The sequence below is a fragment of the Devosia elaeis genome (assembly GCF_001650025.1).
In the GTDB taxonomy this organism is placed as follows: domain Bacteria; phylum Pseudomonadota; class Alphaproteobacteria; order Rhizobiales; family Devosiaceae; genus Devosia; species Devosia elaeis.
Genome location: NZ_LVVY01000070.1, coordinates 1 through 18013, shown reverse-complemented (window position 1 = coordinate 18013; position 18013 = coordinate 1). Strand labels below are relative to the sequence as shown.

The window sequence follows — 18013 nt, the reverse complement described above, 5'->3', positions numbered from 1 at the left end:
TTGCCGCACCCGGATTGGCTTTGCAATCATGGATACCCAAATGTATAGTCCGCGCGATTTTGGCCGGGGCGCAAGTGCAGGCATGCCCATTAGCGTCCACCGCCTGAGATGTCAGCGCCGGGCCGCCCCATTCCACCAGAAACGAAAAAGAAAAACACTTAGGAGACCGCTTGATGTTTGTAACGCCCGCCTATGCCCAGGATGCGGTTGGGGCCCCCGGTGGCATGGCTGACATTTTCATTCAGCTCATGCCGATCGCCCTGCTGGTCGTCATTTTCTGGCTGCTGATCTTCCGTCCGCAGCAGAAGCGCCTCAAGGCGCAGCAGGCCATGCTGAGCGCCATCCGCCGCGGCGACACCGTCGTCACCACCGGCGGCGTGATCGGCAAGGTCACCAAGGCCGTCGAGGGCGAGGATCTCGAGGTCGAGATCGCCCAGGGCGTCAAGGTCAAGGTGGTGCGCCACATGATCGCCGACGTGCGCTCCAAGTCGGAGCCGGTCAACGACAACAAGCCCGCCTAAGCGGCTCGATCCAATGGCCGGAGCCTCAGGGCTCCGGCCTTCCGCCTTTCCAGGACGTCCTACATGAACCAGTCGCCGTTCCGCGTTTTCGTCATTCTCTTCGTCGCGATCGCGGGTATCCTGCTTGCAGCCCCCAATTTCCTGCCCAAATCCGTTCAGGAAGCGCTTCCCGGATGGCTGCCGCAACCGGGTCTGGTTCTCGGTCTCGATCTGCAGGGCGGCTCGCATCTGCTGCTCGGGGTCAATCAGGAGAGCATTGTCAGCCAGCGCCTGAGCGACCTGCGCCGCGACGCGCGCAATGTCCTGGCCACGCAGAACGGCATCGGCAACATCATCACCACCGATGTCGCCCGCAACACGCTCAATATCGAGCTGACCGATCCCAGCCAGAAGGCGCAGGCCGAAACCGCCATTCGGGGCCTGCAGAACACGCTTTCCGATTTCATGTTCTCCGGCGTCGGCGTGGATGAGCTGAGCTTTGGGGAAACCGGCGACGGCAGGCTCACCATCACCCTGACCCCCGACGGCATCAACCAGCGCATGAGCTCGCTGGTGGCCCAGTCCATGGAAGTCATCCGTTCGCGTATCGACGAATTGGGCACCACCGAGCCCACCATCCAGCGCCAGGGCGATACCCGCGTCATGGTGCAGGTGCCCGGCTTCGGCGACAGCGAGCGCCTCAAGAACATCATTTCCCAGACCGCGCGCCTCACCTTCCACATGGTCTATCCGGGCATGACCGCCGACCAGGCCGAGGCCCAGGGCCTGCCGGCCGGCACCATGATCCTGCCCAGCCAGGACGGCGGCCGCGAACTGCTCTACGAGGATGTCGCCATTGGCGGCGAATCCCTGGTCGATGCCCAGCCTGCCTATGACCAGCAGCGCGGCATCCCCGTGGTCAGCTTCAAGTTCGACACGCGCGGCGCCATCACCTTTGGCGAACTCACCTCGCGCAATGTCAACCAGCGCTTCGCCATCGTTCTCGACAACACCGTCATCACCGCCCCGGTCATCCAGCAGCCGATCACCGGCGGTTCGGGCCAGATCAGCGGCTCCTTCACCACCGCCTCGGCCAATGACCTGGCCGTACTGCTGCGCGCCGGCGCGCTGCCCGCCAGCCTCGATGTCATCGAGGAGCGCACCGTGGACGCGAGCCTGGGCGCGGATTCCATCCAGGCCGGCTTCACCGCCGGCGTCGTCGCCTCCATCCTGGTCCTGGCCTTCATGGTCGTGGCCTATGGGCTCTGGGGCGTCTTCGCCAATATCTCGCTGATCCTCAACATCATCCTGATCTTCGCGGCCCTGTCGACGCTCGGCGCCACGCTGACATTGCCCGGCATTGCCGGCATCGTGCTCACCATCGGCATGGCCGTGGACGCCAACGTGCTGATCTATGAACGAATGCGCGAAGAGCAGGCCTCGGGCAAATCGCCCTTGCAGGCGATCAATGCCGGCTTCCAGCGCGCCTGGGGCACCATCATCGACTCCCACCTGACCCAGCTCGTCGCGGCCGTGGTGCTCTATTTCATGGGTTCCGGCCCGATCCAGGGCTTCGCCGTCACCCTTGGCCTGGGCATCCTGACCTCGCTGTTCACCGCCTATACGGTCACCTCCTTCCAGGTGAACCTCTGGTACAAGCGCGTTCGTCCCAAGAAGCTGAACATCCAGAAGTTCCGCTTCATCCCGGATGGCACCAAGATCCCGTTCATGAAGATTTCGCGCGTCGTCATCGCGCTCTCCATCGTCATGACCTTGGTGTCCATCGGCTCGGCCTTCACCAAGGGCTTCAATCTCGGCATCGACTTCGTCGGCGGCACCGCCATCGAGGTGCAGCATGTCGGCGGCCCGGCCGATGTGGGGCAGGTGCGCGAGCTGCTGGGCGGCCTTGATCTCGGCGAAATCCAGGTCCAGGGCTTTGGCACCCCGCAGGACGTGCTCGTGCGCGTCCAGGCGCAGGAAGGCGGCCAGTCGGCCGACCAGGTCGCGGTGCAACAGGTGCAGGAGGCCCTGGCCGGCGAAAACTACGAAGTGCGCCGCGTCGAGGCCGTCAGCGGCACCGTGTCCGGCGAACTGGCCTGGACCGGCACCATCGCCGTCATCATCGCGCTGGTCTGTATCCTCATCTATATCTGGTTCCGCTTCGAGTGGCAGTTCGCCTTGGCGGCGGTCACCACCACCTCGCACGACCTGATCATGACCATCGGTCTGTTCTCGCTGACCGGCATGGAATTCAATCTCAGTTCCATTGCGGCGGTGCTGACCCTGGTGGGTATCTCGCTCAACGAAACGGTGGTGGTCTCCGACCGTATCCGCGAAAATCTGCGAAAACACCGCAAGATGCCGCTGCCCGAGCTGATCGATCTTTCGATCAACCAGACCATCGTGCGCACGTCCTTGACGCAGTTCACCCTGCTCCTGGCGCTCTTGCCGCTGGTTTTCTTCGGCGGCGAGGCGCTGCGCAGCTTCACCATCGCCATGACCTTCGGCTCGATTGTCGGCATGTATTCCTCGGTCATCATCAACGGCCCCATCCTCATCAATTTCGGCCTCAAGCAGAAGACCGACGACGATGAGAAGGCCGACGCCGAAAAGAAGAAGCGTTCGCCGGACGGGGCTTCGGTTTAGGGCAGGAGATGCAACATTCACCGGGCCATTCCCGCGCAAGCGGGAACCCCTGTTTGCAATTGACGATCCCGAAACGGAGGTTCCCGCTTGCGCGGGAATGACGCCGTGGCCGAACCCCAGAACGATTTGAGCTCTTCCTTCCGCCATTTCCCCCAACAGGTGGGCATCGACGCCTATGGCAATGGCGGGTTCCGTTTCGCGGACCTCTCGCACAAGGGCTCGTTGCTCTGCCTGCCCGGCCGCATGCAGGCCTGGGAGGTGACGGATAGCGCCGGCCTCACCCTGGCCAGCCTGCAGCCGGTTCTCGACCTGGCCGAGCCTGTCGATGTGCTGCTGATCGGTCTCGGCGCCGATATCGTCGCCATCGACCCAAATATCCGCGCCGCCTTCCGTGAGCGCGGCATCATCGTCGAAGCCACCCAGACCGGTGGCGCCATTCGCACCTATAATGTCCTGCTCGCCGAAGACCGCGCCGTGGCCGCCGCGCTTATCGCGGTCGAAAAGGCGCGCTGATGCCCGGGAGCTACGACTTCGCCGCCCAGGCTCTGCGCGAGCAGGATCGCGACCGCTATCTCGCAACGCTCGTCCTGCCCGCCGAATCCCGGCCCCACATCACGGCCTTGCTGGCCTTCAACGCCGACGTCGCCGCCATCCGCGCGCGCGTTTCCGGCCCGCAGCCCGGCGAAATCCGTCTGCAATGGTGGAACGACGCGCTGACGGGCTCCGGCCATGGCGAGGTCCGGCAGAACCCCCTGGCCGATGCGCTGTTGCAGACCATCGCCCAATACGGCCTGCCGGTCGGGACGCTGCAAAGGTTGATCGGCGCCCGCCGCTTCGATCTCTACGACGATCCCATGCCGGACCTCGAAACCTTCGAGGGCTATGCGGGGGAAACCGCCTCGACCCTGTTCCAGCTTGCCGCCATGATCCTCAATCAGGGTGAGCCGGTAGAGCAGGGGGATGCCGCCGGCCATCTCGGCGTGGCCCAGGCCATGATCGGTCATCTGCGCGCCCTCGGCCATGTCTCGTCCCAGGGGCGCATCATGCTGCCCTGGAGCATCCTCGAGGCCAATGGCGTGCGCGAAACCGAATTGTTCCGCGCCCGGGACAGCGAGGGCCTGCATGCGGCCCTGAGCCAGATTGCCGAACTGGCCGAAGCCCATCTGCAAAAGGCCCGTCCCGCCATCGCCGCGCTGCCCGCCCGCCTGCGCCCCGCCTTCGCCGCCATTGCCGTGCTCGAGCAACAGCTCCAGGCCTGGAACCAGCGCGCCACCGCCCCCTTCGCCCCGCCACAGGACGAAGCCGACTGGCGCAAGATCGCCCGCCTGACCTGGTGGACCTGGCGAAACCGATAGGCGGCCAACCGCTCTACATCGCGGACCTAACCCACCTCTTCTTACCCTCGGGCCGGGCCTGAGGGGCGGCTCGGTGTGGGAGGAGTTCGACAAGGAAGAACCCTCGGGTCAAGCCCGAGGGTGACGACTGGTGGTGAGGCGGGATCGCTCTGCAAAACAGGATACAGCATAAGATGCCCACGATCTTTCCCGCACCCACCGCCATTCCCTCACCCACCGCTCGTCACCCTCGGGCTTGACCCGAGGGCGTTCACCGGGTTGAGGCCGATGCCGTGAAGCGTGTCGCGACCCCGGCCCGGCACAGGCGAACGCCTTCCACCCACCGGGTCATTCCCGCGAAAGCGGGAACCTCTGTTTGCTAACGGAGGTCCCCGCTTTCGCGGGGGAGGGTGCCCGGCCGGTGTATGAGACACAAATACTGCCACACTGGATGCGGCACCTCCCCCTTGACGGGGATGGGAGGGGGTGCCGGCAGGCACGAGACATTTGCCCATATGCGATAGTCCCGCCCCTTGGGGGGATGACATCGCGCAGACGGGCAAATGCGCTTAGCGCTCCACCAACGCCACGAATTCGCCCTTCAGCCGCGCCGCCACCGCGCCCTCGAACAGCAATTCGGCCATTACGCTCAGCCGGGCCTTGCCGCGCCGCTCCAGCATATGGCGAAAACTCTCCCAATCGGCCCCATCGAGACCCGCGACCGCGCGCACACGGCCTTTGACCGGCAGCAGATAATCCACCTCGGTCTTATGGATCACCAATTGGTTGGCGATCCCCTCCGCCTCCAGCCGCAGATGCAGCACCGACCAGGCCGCCAGCAATCCGAGCGTCGAAACGCTGCCGCCGAACATGGTGCCATGCACATTGATATTGGGCGGCAGCGGGGCTTCCAGCACCACCTGTTCGGCACTGGCGCGCATTACCGACACGTCCATGGCCCGTGAGAGCGGGATATGGTCATGCAGGAAGGCCGCCAGCGCCGCTTCGTTCATGCCCAGGCCTTGAGGTCGTTCAGCGCCCGGCTGGTGATGGCCCGCCGCTTGGCGATGGTCTTTTCCGGGCCGCGCCAGCGGGTCACCCCTTCCGGCTTGGTGATCGTCACTTCGGGGAACAGGCCGAAATTGACGTTCATCGGCTGGAAGCTGCGGGCGCCGCTATAGCTTTCGGCTTCGATATGGCCGCCGGTAATATGTCCGATCAGCGCGCCGAGCGCCGTGGTCGCCGGCGGAATGGCCAGGCTGCCGCCCTTGGCTTCGGCCGCGCTCATGCGGCCGGTGATCAGGCCCACGGCGGCGCTTTCGACATAGCCTTCCACGCCCGTCACCTGGCCGGCGAAGCGGATGCGCGGGTCAGCTTTCAGCTTAAGATCGGGCGACAAAACCTTGGGCGAATTGATGAATGTGTTTCGGTGCAATCCACCCAGCCGGGCGAATTGGGCATTTTCCAGTCCCGGGATCATGCGGAAGATATCGGTCTGGATGCCGTAACGCATCTTGGTCTGGAAGCCGACCATGTTCCACAGCGTGCCCAGGGCATTGTCCTGGCGCAATTGCACGATGGCATAGGGTTTTACGGTCGGGTTGCGCGGATTGGTCAGGCCGACCGGCTTCATCGGCCCGTGGCGCAGCGTTTCCGGTCCGCGCTCGGCCATGACCTCGATGGGCAGGCAGCCGTCGAAATAGGGTACCTTTTCCCAGTCCTTGAATTCGTGCAGCGGCGCGGTCTTCAAGGCCTCGACAAAGGCGTAATATTGATCGCGGTCCATCGGCAGGTTGAGGTAATCGGCGCCGGTGCCGCCGGGGCCGGCCTTGTCATAGCGCGACTGCTTCCAGGCGATGTCGTGGTCGATGCTGTCGTAATGGATGATCGGCGCGATGGCGTCGAAAAAGGCCAGCGAGTCCTCGCCGGTCTTTTCCAGCACGGCATCGGCCAGAGCAGGGGAGGTCAGTGGCCCGGTGGCGATGATGACATGCTGCCAGTCCGCCGGCGGCCAGACCGCCACTTCCTCGCGCCGGATGGTGATCCTGGGATGGTTGGAGATCGCCTCGGTCACCGCGGCCGAAAAACCGTGCCGGTCCACCGCCAGCGCGCCGCCCGCCGGCAGCTTGTGCTGGTCGGCCGCCCGCATGATCAGCGAATTGCAGCGCCGCATTTCCTCGTGCAGCAGGCCCACTGCGTTCTGCTCGTGGTCGTCCGAGCGGAAGGAATTGGAGCAGACCAGTTCGGCGAAGGCATCGGTCTGGTGGGCATCGGTGCCTTTGACGCCGCGCATCTCGTGCAGGACGACATCGACCCCGGCTTCGGCGGCTTGCCATGCGGCTTCGGAGCCGGCGAGGCCGCCCCCGATAATGTGAATGAGAGAGTTTGACATGGCCAGCGAGATACCAAGCGGCGCTGTTGCGCGCAATCACTCTCGGCGTCAGTGTCGGCGGCAACAGTCTGCTGACGATATGGTGGGAAATGCGACGATATGCGAAAGGCGGCATCGGCCGCCGCGAGGCAAGTAGAAAAAAGAAAACGCCCGCGTCTTAGAAAGAGGCGGGCGTTCGGATCGTAATATTGGTGCCGACGAGCTTAGAGCGAGTTGGCATGGTCGCGAGCAACGCGGCTGATATCAGTACGCGCAATGCCCAGGTCGTTGAGCTGACGATTGTCGAGAGCGGCGAGCTCACGGACGGTCTGTTGGTAGGCAGCCCACTTCTTGAAAGTCTTACGGATGTCCATCGGAAAATCTCCTTTCGCTTACGAGCTGGAAGATAGGAGCATCGATCTCGATTGAGCAGATGGAGATTAGGCAAAGAAGCTATGCATTTTGTGCAAGATGCTCGCCATGCCTGTTCATTGTGCATTCAGGCTTGGGGCGGAGAAATGGCCGCCGGAGGGCGAGCCGGCGGCCATTGCTCGTGGTTAGGAAATGGTAAAGATGTCAGCGGTCGAATAGCGACCGGGTCATCTTGGAAAAGTCGGGGCCGGAAATCCCCAGAAAGTCGGCATCTCGCGTCGCGGGGACGTCCATTTCCCGCAAGGTCTGCCGGATGTCGACCAGGCGCCTGAGGCGCCAGACGGCACGCACGAACATGGGCCTGTCTCCCTTGTTGCCATTGCAGCACACTTGTCAGTATGAACGCCTTGGCCCCGGCGCTCCATGCCCGATTGGTCACGCGCAACATGCGCCGCGCGCATGGCAAATTCACCAAAGCGTCGCAATCCCTCTCCCGGCAGGGCAACCACCCAGATTTCCCTTGTGCCAGAGCACCCGAACCAACAAACTCCGCCCAACTGATTTGGGGAATCGACGTTGCGGCAAGGCGCGCATGTCATCGTTGTTGGCAATGAGAAGGGTGGCTCGGGCAAGTCGACCACGGCCTTCCATCTGGCCATTTTCCTTTTATATCAAGGCCATAAGGTCGCTTCGATCGACGCGGATAGCCGCCAGCAGACGCTCACTCATTATATGCGCAACCGCCGCGACTGGGCGCGGTCGCACGGGGTCAGCGTGCCGCATACCACCCATTTCCACCTGCCGCTGGCGCGCGGAGATTCGGTCAAGGAAAACCATCGCATCGAGTTCGACCTGTTCCGCCAGGCCATTGGCGAGGTCGAGGCCCAGGCCGATTTCATCGTCATCGACACTCCGGGTTTCGATACCAATCTCAGTCGCTTAGCCCATTCGCTCGCCGATACGCTGGTCACGCCGGTCAATGACAGCCTCATCGATCTCAGCGTCATGGCGCAGGTCGATCCGGTGACCGGAGAGCCCCGCGATCTCAGCCATTATGCCCGCCTGGTGCAGCGCGCCCGCTCCGAGCGGCTGGCCGTGGACGGCCGGAATATCGACTGGATCCTGGTGCGCAACCGCATCTCCATGCTGTCCTCGCGCAATATGCGTCAGGTGCAGACCATGCTGGAGCGCATTGCCACGCGCCTGGGTTGCCGGGTGGCCGACGGTATTGCCGAGCGCGTCATTTTCCGCTCGCTCTTCGCCTCCGGCATGACCATCTTCGATCCGTTGGACGAAGATTTGCTGGGTGGCATGCCCTCCATGTCGCATATGAGCGCGCGGCAGGAATATAGGTCCCTGGTCAATGCCTTGAACCTGCCCGATAACCAGCGCACCGAGGCGCGCCGCGCGGTCCTCGCCAGCCAGCCCGGTGAAGCCAGTCGTTTCGCCCATATGGCGCGCGGCGAAAGCTAAGCCGGCAATCCCGAGGCGTCAGCCCCGCGCATAGGCGATCTTGCGGCCCTCGTCGGCGGCGACGGCATTTTCGCGGGAATCGTAGACGGCGCGGGCCTCGATGATGGCGTGGTGGTTCTCGGCCGACCAGTCCCACAGCGCCGCGATCGGGCCCTGCAGGGTCTTGCCCAAGGCCGTCAGGCTATATTCCACGCGCGGCGGCACTTCCGGATAGATGGTGCGCGTCACCAGGCCATCGCGCTCGAGATTGCGCAGGGTCAGCGTCAGCATGCGCTGCGAAACGCCGTTGATCATGCGCTTGAGCTCGTTGAAGCGCAGTGTGCCGTTGCGGCCCAGCATGCCCACGACCATCACGCTCCACTTGTCGCCGATGCGGTTCAGCACATCGGACATGGCGGAGCAGTTTTCCTGCTGCGATGTATCGGTCAGCGACATTTGCGCCTCCTTGCGTCGGTTACTCAGGCACAAATATAGACACAGTTACTACTTGTTACCAGTCCCGTCGCGCAGAAGCCGATTTGAGCGGCGGCGACGCTCAGCCGGCCTGATGCTCGGCCGCGTAGAGACCGAGGTAGAAATCCAGGTCACCATTGCGCAGTCCGAGAGATTCCAGCACTGCGCCCATGAAGCTGACGGGAGCGGTTCCGGGGGCTGTGACGATGCGCCGGTCGAGCACGGCGCGGGGAGAGCCGATATAGTAATTCCCGCCGGAATAGCCCGTATCGGGGAGGCTTTCCGGCCCATTGGCCGTGTGGCGCACATTGTCGAGCAGGCCGGCTCGCGCCAGCGCCAACACACCGTCGCAGATCCCGCCCACCGTCTTGCCGGCAGCCTGGGCGGAACGGAGCAGGGGGCCGAGATCGGGCGCGCCGGGCGTCTGCCAGACCGTGCCGCCATTGACCAGCAGCGCGTCGAAATCATCGACCGAGATATCGCCCACCGACATATGCGGCACGACCTGCAGGCCGCCCGCCGAGGTCACCATTTCGCCATCGGGGGAGGCAAAGCGCGTTTCGACGCGATAATATTCCCGCGCGCCGGCATTGAGCAAAGCGGTTTCCCAGTCGGCGAAGCCGGGAGTGAGGATGGTGACGATCCTGGTCATGGCGGAACTCCATTGTTTCCAGGACTCTGTTCCCGGGCCATGACAGTCCGTGTCAGCACCTTCACATGCGTGTCAGTGCGGACCGGCTTCCTTGAGCTTGCCTTAACCCGCTGTTAAGAGGGGCGCCGTCCACGTTCCACCACGGAGTCCTCCGGTTTGATCATCGCGCGCCGCCTCGTCCTGGCCATGCTGTTGAGCCTTGCCAGCCTGATGCCCGCCTGGGCCCAGCCATTGTTGCTTGTCGACCGCGCGAACCTGCAGGTGCTCTATGCGCAGGAGGCCGGCAATCCTTGGCATCCGGCATCGCTGACCAAGCTGATGACGGCCTATGTGGTGTTCGAGGAACTGGCCAAGGGCAGCGTGACGCTGGATACGCCGGTGACCATTTCCCGCAAGGCATTCAGCCAGCCGCCGAGCCGGTCCGGCCTTGCCGTGGACAGCTCGGTCTCGCTCAAGGACGCGCTCTATATCCTCATCGTCAAGTCGGCCAATGATATCGCCGTTGCCATCGCCGAGACCATCGGTGGCAGCGAGGATCGCTTCGTGGTCATGATGAACGATGTGGCGCGGCGCATGGGCCTCACGGGAACGCATTTCGTCAATGCGCATGGCCTGCACGATCCCGCGCAGGTGACCACGGCGCGCGATCTGGCGGTCCTCTCGCTCTATATCGAGCAGACCTTTCCGCAATACATGCCCATGTTCTCGACCGGCGTGGTGACGATCGGTAAGACGCGCATGGAATCCAATAATGGCCTGTTGGAAGGTTTCGCCGGCACCACCGGCATGAAGACCGGTTATGTCTGTGCGTCCGGGCTCAACCTGGTGGCCACGGTGGATCGGGGCGGGCGCCAATTGCTGGCTGTGGTTCTGGGCGGCTCCTCGGGCCGGGAACGGAACGAGCGCGCCGCCGAGCTTTTCGTCAACGCGCTCAATGGCCGGGTCAGCCCGACGGGCCAGACCGTGCTGACCCTGGCCAATAATGGCGGCGCGCCGACCGATATGCGCCCCAATATCTGCGGCAAGGATGCCCAGACCTATGTGAAGGCGCAGGAAGCCGCGTTCCCGATGGGGCTCAAGGACCAGCCGACCTATCTGACCGACACGGTTGCGCTGCGCGAATACACCGCCGTCGATCTGGGCCGCGTCCGCAACAATATTGCCCTGCCGCGGCCGCGCCCGGCCCATGTGCCGATGTTCCCGGCGCCGGCTTCCGTCGAAAGCGCCGATATAGAGGACGTCTTGCGCCCGGGCGTGACGGCGCTCGGCGGCATGAATATCACCCTGCCGCGGCCGAGGCCCGCCGACCTCTAAGCCTCACTGCTTCTGGTAATGGTGAACCGGAACACGCCGTCGGCCTCTTCCAGGGCATAGTCATGCCCGTTCTGCCGGCAGTGGAGGGGGATATCGATCCTGGCCATGGGATCGGTGGCCAGAACGGTCAATATCGTTCCGGGCTGCGCGGTCGCGAGCCGCTTTTCCAGCTTCAGGACGGGCAGGGGGCATTTGAGCCCCCTGGCGTCGATGATGTCGGGCTCAATTGCCAATCACGAGAACCCAATAGGTGCCGAAGCTGGACGACGGGTTATAGGCGACGGCCACGCCGGCCTTGGTCGCCTGCGCGGTGAGCGCCACGGCGTCGGCGGCATTGTTGCGCCAGCCGGAGAAGGTTTCGGCGAAGGTGGAATAACCGGCCGAAAGCTTCATCTGCACCAGGGCCTGCGGCTTGGTCGGCGCGTTATTAGTCTGGGCATATTGGTTGGCGAGGGCCTGGGCGGTGCCGTTGAGTCCGGCATCGGCGGTCAGGGGCGGCATATTGTTCGTCGCGCGATAGGCGTTGATGAGGTTGATGGCCTGCACGCTGTCGAGCGTGGCATTGGGCTGGTCCATCCGCGCCGAGAGGGCGGGGGCCAGGGCGCCCGGGGAGGCATTGCCACCGCCGAAGGAGGAGCAGCCGGCTAGGACCAGCACCGAGGCGAGGGCGGTGCTCAGGAGGATCGGGCGTATCGTCATGTCATTCCTTCTGGGAGGAGAGATCAATTGTCCGCTCCATAACAGCGGACATCTTCATTGGCGTTAATGGGCTGGCGCCCTGTCATCTTCGTGATCAAGGGGAGCCATTTGGCGTCATGTGACGTTAAGGTGTCGGTGTAGACCGAGGCGGGCGGCACGAAACCGCGCAAAAGGGGCAGCATTGTGGGGAGGCCGATCTGGCTGGGGGCACATTGAAGGCGGGACGCGAAGTGCGGGCCATGAGCGTGGCCATCGCCTTTCTTCTGCTCAGCATCGCCGTTTTCATAGGCATATTCGCCTATTTCGTCGCCGAAGGCGTCAATCAGGCTCGCGCGAGACTGGAAGAGCGCTCGCTGGCCGCCGCCCAGATCGTTGCCACCAATGCGGGCTGGCTCGCCGAGGTGGCGCAGCAGACCTTGCGCCGGGTCGATGCCGCGCTCGGTCCATCTCTGACCAGCGACGTGGCGGTGCTGCAGGCGGCTGTCGAGGGGCTGCCCGCCAATATCGATGTCTATATTATCGATGCCGAAGCGCGGACGATCTTTTCGACGGTTCCCGGTGCCGATCGGGTCGGCGTTTCCGACCGGGACTATTTCTCCGCCCTGCGGGATGGACGGCTTTTTTATACATCGGGGCTGCTGACGAGCCGCATTACCGGCGACGACATCTTCGTCTTCTCCAAGCGCGTGCAGCGCAATGGCGCCTTCGCCGGGGCCATCATGGTCTCCTTCACCGATGACGTGGTGCAGCCGTTCTGGGGCTCGCTCGAATTGGGGGCGGGCTCTACCGTCAGCCTGATCCGGCGCGACGGCGTCCTGATGGCGCGCTACCCGGCGCCGGGCGGCTCGGTCGATCTCTCCGATCACCCGCTGATTACCGAATATCTGCCTAAGGCCGAGTTCGGCACCTATTTCTCCGATGCCTCGCCCGTCGACGGCATTGCGCGGGTGGTGAGTTATCGGGCGGTGCCGGGCACCGAAATATTGGCGGTCGCCTCCATTGCCACCGATGGCGCCTGGCGATCGCTGAACGAGGCCATCCGTACGGTGATGATCATCGTTGCGCCTATCGTGCTCGGGCTGATCGGCATCGGGTCCTGGGCGCTGCTGTTGCTGCGTCGCGATGCCCGCCGCCGCGCCGAGCTGGAGGCCGCACAGGAAACCAATGTGCTGTTGTTCCGCGAAATCCATCATCGGGTGAAGAACAATCTGCAATCGGTACAATCGCTCGTGCGGATGCAGGACATGCCGGCCAATGCCCGGATCGACCTGCAAAGCCGGCTGAGTGCCATGGCGGCAATGCATGAGCACATCTATCGCCACGATCGCTATGAAGACATCGACGCGCATGACCTGATACCGGTCGTTGCCGGCGAGGTCGTCCAGGCCTATGGCGCCGATATCGACCTGCGCTATGATATCGACCACGCCGCGGTGGACCGCGACCACGCCACGCCGCTCTCCTTGCTCCTGAGCGAATTGATCACCAATGCGCTCAAATATGCCTTTGTTGATGGTCGGCGCGGTGAAATCGCCGTCACGCTCCGCGACTTGGGCAATGGCCGCTGCTCCCTGGTTGTCGCGGATAATGGCAAGGGGATCGGCGCGGTGCCGGATGTTCCGACCAGCATGGGGTTGCGCCTGATCCGCGGGGTAGTCTCGCAGATGGGCGGCACCTATCGCTTCATCACCCAGGACGGCACCCGGTTCGAGGCGGAACTGGCCTTGTCCAGCGCGGGCCACAATGTCGAGAGCTGAGCCCGAAGGCAGCGATTGGCCGCTTTTGAGATTTGGGGGCTTGTGGTGGCGGGGCCATTGGGGCATTGGGTAAAGCGGACACACTTAGTCAGCTTATCATGCTCAAGCGATTTTTTTCTTATTACGCGCCCTATAAAGGCCTCTTCGCTCTCGATTTCGGCAGCGCCGTCATTGCGGGCCTGTTGGAATTGGCCTTCCCGCTGGCGGTAGCCTATTTTATCGACACGCTCCTGCCGCAGAACGATTTCGGGCTTATCGTCCTTACCGGCATCGCGCTGCTGGTAATCTATTGCCTCACGGCGGTGCTGCGGGGCGTGGTCAATTACTTCGGTCACATGCTGGGCATCCATATCGAAACCGATATGCGCCAGCAGGTCTTCACCCATCTGCAGAAACTCAGCTTCCGGTTTTTCGACAACCAGAAGACGGGGCACCTGATCACCCATGTCACCAAGGGCCTCGAGGATATCGGCGAGGTGGCCCATCATGGTCCCGAGGACCTGTTCCTTGCGATCATGACGTTTCTCGGCGCTTTCGTGCTGATGTTCGCCACCAATTGGCAGCTTGCCTCCATCACTGTCGTGCTCGTCCCGATCATGACCTGGCTGGTCAGTACCTATGGCGCGCGCATGAACCGCAATTGGCGCGAGCTCTATGGCCGGGTAGGGGATTTCAATACCCGCGTGGAGGATTCCATCGGCGGCGTGCGCGTCGTGAAGGCTTTCGCCAATGAACGGCACGAAGAGACCCTGTTTGCCGGCAATAACGAAGCCTACCGGGTAACCAAGCTCAAGGCCTATGCGCTGATGACGGCGAGCAATGTTGTCACGTTCCTCAGCACCCGGCTGGTACAACTGGCCGTCATGCTGTTCGGCGCCTGGCTGGTCACCTCGGGCGAGCTGTCCTATGGCGGCTTTGTCAGCTTCCTGCTCCTGGTCAATGTCTTCATGAAGCCGATCGACCAGATCACCACGGTGCTGGAAATGTACCCTAAGGGCATTGCCGGCTTCACCCGCTTTACCCAGTTGATCGACTCCGCGCCGGACATCGCCGACAAGCCGGACGCAAAGGTGGTCACACATCTGCGCGGCGATATCGCCTTCAAGGATGTGAGCTTCGCCTACGAGCGTGGCGGCCGGAAAGTCATCGACGGCCTCAATCTGGCGGTGTCGCCCGGCGAAACGATTGCCATTGTCGGCCCGTCCGGCGCCGGCAAGACCACGCTCTGCGCCCTGCTGCCGCGCTTTTACGAGATCGACGCGGGCGCGATATCCATCGACGGCATCGATATCCGCGACATGACGCAGGCCAGCCTGCGCAGCCAGATCGGCATCGTGCAGCAGGATGTATTCCTCTTCGGCGGCACTCTGCGGGACAATATCGCCTACGGACGGCTCGGTGCCACCGAGGCGGAAATCCTCGATGCGGTGCGGCGGGCTCGCCTGGAAAACGTCATTGACCGGTTACCGAACGGCCTCGATACGATGGTGGGCGAACGCGGGGTGAAATTATCCGGCGGGCAGAAGCAGCGCGTCGCCATTGCCCGGATTTTCCTGAAGAACCCACCGATATTGGTGCTCGACGAGGCCACCTCGGCGCTCGATACCGCCACCGAGCTTGCCATCCAGCAATCACTGGCCGAGCTGTCGCGCGGGCGCACCACCCTGGTCATCGCGCATCGCCTGGCGACCATCCAGCATGCCGATCGCATCGTCGTCGTCGATGAAACCGGCATCGTCGAACAGGGGCCGCATGACGAATTGCTGGCGCGGAATGGCGCTTATGCCCATCTGCACGCCGCCCAGTTCGGCGGGTTGGCGACGCCCAGGGAAATCGCATGAGTCAGATGTTTTTCGAAGCCAGGGTGTTGGCGCGCCATGTGCTGACGCCCGGCATGGTTCGGCTGACCTTTGGCGGCGAGGGACTGGCCGGTTTCCTCGGCACCGGCATTCCGGATGAATATCTGCGCCTGTTCTTCCCCAACGAGCAGACTGGCAAGCTGCATCTGCCGATCATCACCGAGGATGGCCGCTGGACCTATCCCGACGGCCAGGATGCCATCCGCTATTCGACCTATACGGTGCGCCAGCATCGGCCCCACGAGGGCGAAATCGACATCGACTTCGTGGTGCATGAAGGCGGCCTGGCCAGTGAATGGGCGCAGAATGCCCGGCCTGGCGATGCCATCACCATCAACCGCCCGCGCGGCCTCTATGCGCCGCCCGCCGATATTACCTGGCAATTGCTTGTCTCCGACGCCACCGGCCTGCCGGCCCTGGCGCGCATTCTCGAACAGACGCCCAGGCACGTACAGTCGCGGGTCTTCATCGAAATCGCGGCCGCCGAGCACGAGCAACCGCTGCCGCATCATGAATTCGCGACAGTGACCTGGTTGCACCGCAGCGGCAATGGCGTGGCGCCCAGCCGCATGGTCGATGTCGTCAAGGCCATGCCGCTTTCGCCCACGCCCGGCTATATCTGGGTGGCCGGCGAGCAGAGAGTGGTGCGCGCCATCCGGAAATATGTGCGGCAGGACTTGAGATGGCCGCCCGAGCGCTATGAGCTCGTCGGCTACTGGACTCAGGATGGCGAAGCTTGGGAAGCCCGCTGGAAAGCCATGCCCGAAGCGGTGAAGGCGGCCATCGATGCCTCCTGGTCGTCCGGCCGCGACATGGAAGAATTGCGCGACGAATATTACGCGACGCTGGAGAAATACGGACTCTAGAAATCCTTGCCGGGATTGAGCCCAGACCCGCTTGTCGCCGTCCTCGGCCCCCGCTACCACTCGGTCATGAAAAGACTTGCCTTTCTCGGCGCCATGAACCGCGACCTGGTCGTCGATATCGCTGGCGGCACGCTGCTGAAACAGCTTGGTATCGATGCTCCTGCGCTGATCGAGACGCCTATCTCCGATGAGCAGGCGGCCGCTGGCGCCGCCATCCTGTCTGGCCTGGGCGCTGCCGATTATCTGGGCGGCTCGGCCTTCAATGCCGCACGCATCGCGGCGTTGCTGAATGCCCGGGGGCGCGAGCTCGACCTGGCCTTTTTCGGCATTGCCGGACAAGTGGACGGACGGGCGCCGCATATGGAGGCATTGTCGGAATGGGGCGTTGCGGGTGGCTGCGTGCGGCGAAGCCCGGCTCCCCCGGCCACCTGCCTCGCCATGGTCGAGCCTGCGGGGCGAACCCTGCTGACGGCCGCCGGAGCGAATGCCGGGATAGCCTCCTATCTGCGCGATGGGAGCGGCGAACTCGCCCGCAATCTGGCGGCCTGCGATCTGGTGCATGTCACCTCGTTTCTCGATCCGGAATCGCCGGGCTTGGCCGCCGACCTGCTCGCCGCCGCCCGGCGGATCAATCCGCGCCTCCTGGTCTCGCTGGATCCTGGCGCCGCCTGGATCGTTCCCGGTGGCGAGGGTTTTGAACGCCTGCTCGGGCAGGCCGACATTCTTCAGCTCAACAATGAGGAACTGGCCCATTTCGGCTCCGATCCCACCGCCATAGCCGCCTTGGGCGGGCGGCTCCATGGGGAAAGCTGGCTCATCGTCGCCCGCACCCATAACGACGTCGCACTGCATCAGGGCAGGGCAGGTCTGCCCGTGGAAACCCGGCGTCTGCCGGAAAGCCCATTGCCCGAAATGATCCGTGATTCCACTGGGGCCGGCGACACCTTCTGCGGGGCCTTTCTCTGGCATTTCTGCACGCGGCCCGACGCCGTCCTCGATGCCGCCCGTCGGGGTTTCGCCCTGGCCCGCGCCAAAGTCGGCATCAAGGGCCCGTTGCGTGCGGAGGATGTTGTCGGGACCAATGAATCTTGGGGCGATTAAGCCGTTGAGATTCCTCAACCCGCCAAATTTTCTTGGGTCGATGCTCCAAAGGATCATGGGTCGATTTCGCTAATTTCCAAGATTCCTTGGGTCGATCCTAAACGCCGATCATTTCTCCATCCGGACGCAGCACAAAGCGGCTGATATCATCGGCGGGGAAATGAGGTGCTACGTCGAGCTCCTCGCTGGTTGAATGTGTGGGGGGCATCATGACGACGGAAGAATTGTCGATCCATCAGAGGGGTCTGCGATCTAGGGTAAAGCGGTTGCTGGAGGGGCGTGCAGAGGCTGCCGACGTCGGCCATATTTTCGCAGGCCTGCGCTCCAATGCGGGGGACCATGAAAGCTTCAGGGAGATTGGTGATTTCGCCGCACATCCCGACCTTAGGAACAGGGGCCCATCCACAAATCGACTGAAAGACTTCGTGACTGTCTTTGCGCCCCTTCTGGCTCGGGCAAGCGGCAAAGAACTTCCGATCGAGCGCGTTCTGGACCGTGCATTGGCCAATTTGCGTATGCTGGAAGACCATCAAGTGAGATCGCGCTTTCCTTTCAAAAGCAGATCTGACCTTGAGAAATGGAGCGCACCCCATTTTGACCGGACAGCCGGCATAGC

The 18013-nt window shown here is 63.3% G+C and carries 19 protein-coding genes; 11 read left to right on the top strand and 8 right to left on the bottom strand.

Going from position 1 to position 18013, the window contains the following annotated elements:
• Nucleotides 1–173: 173 nt before the first annotated feature.
• The 4 genes from yajC to A3840_RS06100 all read left to right on the top strand — a co-directional run bounded on the left by yajC (nucleotide 174) and on the right by A3840_RS06100 (nucleotide 4501).
• Complete coding sequence (yajC, locus tag A3840_RS06115; RefSeq protein ID WP_067453469.1) at nucleotides 174–521, top strand: preprotein translocase subunit YajC; 348 nt, start codon at nucleotides 174–176, stop codon at nucleotides 519–521.
• 63 nt (nucleotides 522–584) lie between these two features.
• A complete protein-coding gene (gene secD, locus A3840_RS06110; RefSeq protein WP_067453466.1) occupies nucleotides 585–3146 on the top strand; it encodes a protein translocase subunit SecD in 2562 nt (853 codons plus the stop codon).
• 105 nt (nucleotides 3147–3251) lie between these two features.
• Nucleotides 3252–3659, top strand: a complete 408-nt coding sequence (locus tag A3840_RS06105) for an Mth938-like domain-containing protein (protein WP_245676559.1) — start codon at nucleotides 3252–3254, stop codon at nucleotides 3657–3659.
• On the top strand, nucleotides 3659–4501 hold the full coding sequence (locus A3840_RS06100) for a phytoene/squalene synthase family protein (protein ID WP_067453463.1): 843 nt from the start codon (nucleotides 3659–3661) through the stop codon (nucleotides 4499–4501). The genes A3840_RS06105 and A3840_RS06100 overlap by 1 nt, the downstream gene beginning before the upstream one ends.
• A gap of 548 nt (nucleotides 4502–5049) precedes the next feature.
• On the opposite strand, the gene A3840_RS06095 is transcribed toward A3840_RS06100, so the two are convergent.
• The 4 genes from A3840_RS06095 to A3840_RS19630 form a co-directional block, all read right to left on the bottom strand.
• Nucleotides 5050–5493, bottom strand: a complete 444-nt coding sequence (locus tag A3840_RS06095; RefSeq protein ID WP_067453459.1) for a YiiD C-terminal domain-containing protein — start codon at nucleotides 5491–5493, stop codon at nucleotides 5050–5052.
• Entirely contained in the window at nucleotides 5490–6872 is a 1383-nt protein-coding gene (gene trmFO, locus A3840_RS06090) for a methylenetetrahydrofolate--tRNA-(uracil(54)-C(5))-methyltransferase (FADH(2)-oxidizing) TrmFO (RefSeq protein ID WP_425388838.1), read from the bottom strand. The genes A3840_RS06095 and trmFO overlap by 4 nt, the downstream gene beginning before the upstream one ends.
• 203 nt (nucleotides 6873–7075) lie before the next feature.
• The gene (locus A3840_RS18960) at nucleotides 7076–7225 is read right to left on the bottom strand and encodes a DUF1127 domain-containing protein (RefSeq protein ID WP_082903686.1); all 150 of its coding nucleotides are present in this window, start codon (nucleotides 7223–7225) and stop codon (nucleotides 7076–7078) included.
• Nucleotides 7226–7427: 202 nt separating this feature from the next.
• Complete coding sequence (locus A3840_RS19630; RefSeq protein ID WP_165603131.1) at nucleotides 7428–7580, bottom strand: hypothetical protein; 153 nt, start codon at nucleotides 7578–7580, stop codon at nucleotides 7428–7430.
• A gap of 219 nt (nucleotides 7581–7799) precedes the next feature.
• On the opposite strand from A3840_RS19630, the gene A3840_RS06085 reads away from it, so the two are divergent.
• On the top strand, nucleotides 7800–8696 hold the full coding sequence (locus A3840_RS06085; protein ID WP_067453456.1) for a division plane positioning ATPase MipZ: 897 nt from the start codon (nucleotides 7800–7802) through the stop codon (nucleotides 8694–8696).
• 18 nt (nucleotides 8697–8714) lie between these two features.
• On the opposite strand, the gene A3840_RS06080 is transcribed toward A3840_RS06085, so the two are convergent.
• The gene (locus A3840_RS06080) at nucleotides 8715–9131 is read right to left on the bottom strand and encodes a winged helix-turn-helix transcriptional regulator (RefSeq protein WP_067453452.1); all 417 of its coding nucleotides are present in this window, start codon (nucleotides 9129–9131) and stop codon (nucleotides 8715–8717) included.
• A 100-nt stretch (nucleotides 9132–9231) separates the two neighbouring features.
• Nucleotides 9232–9801 (bottom strand): type 1 glutamine amidotransferase family protein, encoded by a 570-nt coding sequence (locus A3840_RS06075; protein ID WP_067453449.1) that lies wholly within the window; start codon nucleotides 9799–9801, stop codon nucleotides 9232–9234.
• Between the two features lie 156 nt (nucleotides 9802–9957).
• Here A3840_RS06075 and A3840_RS06070 point away from each other — a divergent pair, with 156 nt between their 5' ends.
• Nucleotides 9958–11115, top strand: a complete 1158-nt coding sequence (locus A3840_RS06070) for a D-alanyl-D-alanine carboxypeptidase family protein (RefSeq protein ID WP_067453445.1) — start codon at nucleotides 9958–9960, stop codon at nucleotides 11113–11115.
• Here the strand turns inward: A3840_RS06070 and A3840_RS06065 are convergent.
• Together A3840_RS06065 and A3840_RS06060 are read right to left on the bottom strand one after the other, a co-directional pair.
• Entirely contained in the window at nucleotides 11112–11348 is a 237-nt protein-coding gene (locus A3840_RS06065; protein WP_067453442.1) for a sulfurtransferase TusA family protein, read from the bottom strand. The two genes, A3840_RS06070 and A3840_RS06065, sit on opposite strands and share 4 nt — an antisense overlap.
• Nucleotides 11338–11814, bottom strand: a complete 477-nt coding sequence (locus tag A3840_RS06060; protein WP_067453438.1) for a CAP domain-containing protein — start codon at nucleotides 11812–11814, stop codon at nucleotides 11338–11340. Before A3840_RS06060 ends, A3840_RS06065 begins: the two co-directional genes overlap by 11 nt.
• A gap of 212 nt (nucleotides 11815–12026) precedes the next feature.
• On the opposite strand from A3840_RS06060, the gene A3840_RS06055 reads away from it, so the two are divergent.
• From A3840_RS06055 to A3840_RS19840, 5 genes are all read left to right on the top strand, one after another.
• Nucleotides 12027–13571 (top strand): sensor histidine kinase, encoded by a 1545-nt coding sequence (locus A3840_RS06055; protein ID WP_067453435.1) that lies wholly within the window; start codon nucleotides 12027–12029, stop codon nucleotides 13569–13571.
• Between the two features lie 98 nt (nucleotides 13572–13669).
• Nucleotides 13670–15412, top strand: coding sequence for an ABC transporter ATP-binding protein (locus tag A3840_RS06050; protein WP_067453433.1), 1743 nt, complete (start codon nucleotides 13670–13672; stop codon nucleotides 15410–15412).
• A complete protein-coding gene (locus A3840_RS06045; RefSeq protein WP_082903685.1) occupies nucleotides 15409–16296 on the top strand; it encodes a siderophore-interacting protein in 888 nt (295 codons plus the stop codon). Before A3840_RS06050 ends, A3840_RS06045 begins: the two co-directional genes overlap by 4 nt.
• A 66-nt stretch (nucleotides 16297–16362) precedes the next feature.
• Entirely contained in the window at nucleotides 16363–17397 is a 1035-nt protein-coding gene (locus A3840_RS06040; protein WP_082903684.1) for a carbohydrate kinase family protein, read from the top strand.
• A gap of 209 nt (nucleotides 17398–17606) precedes the next feature.
• Nucleotides 17607–18013: hypothetical protein (locus tag A3840_RS19840; RefSeq protein WP_205633342.1), on the top strand; the 407-nt coding region annotated here is incomplete at its 3' end.

Bases quoted from the DNA above. Each gene is read 5' to 3' on its own strand.
- yajC (WP_067453469.1), top strand. From the start codon at position 174: ATGTTTGTAACGCCCGCCTATGCCCAGGATGCGGTTGGGGCCCCCGGT.
- secD (WP_067453466.1), top strand. From the start codon at position 585: ATGAACCAGTCGCCGTTCCGCGTTTTCGTCATTCTCTTCGTCGCGATC.
- A3840_RS06100 (WP_067453463.1), top strand. From the start codon at position 3,659: ATGCCCGGGAGCTACGACTTCGCCGCCCAGGCTCTGCGCGAGCAGGAT.
- A3840_RS06095 (WP_067453459.1), bottom strand. From the start codon at position 5,493: ATGAACGAAGCGGCGCTGGCGGCCTTCCTGCATGACCATATCCCGCTC.
- trmFO (WP_425388838.1), bottom strand. From the start codon at position 6,872: ATGTCAAACTCTCTCATTCACATTATCGGGGGCGGCCTCGCCGGCTCC.
- A3840_RS18960 (WP_082903686.1), bottom strand. From the start codon at position 7,225: ATGGACATCCGTAAGACTTTCAAGAAGTGGGCTGCCTACCAACAGACC.
- A3840_RS19630 (WP_165603131.1), bottom strand. From the start codon at position 7,580: ATGTTCGTGCGTGCCGTCTGGCGCCTCAGGCGCCTGGTCGACATCCGG.
- A3840_RS06080 (WP_067453452.1), bottom strand. From the start codon at position 9,131: ATGTCGCTGACCGATACATCGCAGCAGGAAAACTGCTCCGCCATGTCC.
- A3840_RS06075 (WP_067453449.1), bottom strand. From the start codon at position 9,801: ATGACCAGGATCGTCACCATCCTCACTCCCGGCTTCGCCGACTGGGAA.
- A3840_RS06060 (WP_067453438.1), bottom strand. From the start codon at position 11,814: ATGACGATACGCCCGATCCTCCTGAGCACCGCCCTCGCCTCGGTGCTG.
- A3840_RS06050 (WP_067453433.1), top strand. From the start codon at position 13,670: ATGCTCAAGCGATTTTTTTCTTATTACGCGCCCTATAAAGGCCTCTTC.
- A3840_RS06045 (WP_082903685.1), top strand. From the start codon at position 15,409: ATGAGTCAGATGTTTTTCGAAGCCAGGGTGTTGGCGCGCCATGTGCTG.
- A3840_RS06040 (WP_082903684.1), top strand. From the start codon at position 16,363: ATGAAAAGACTTGCCTTTCTCGGCGCCATGAACCGCGACCTGGTCGTC.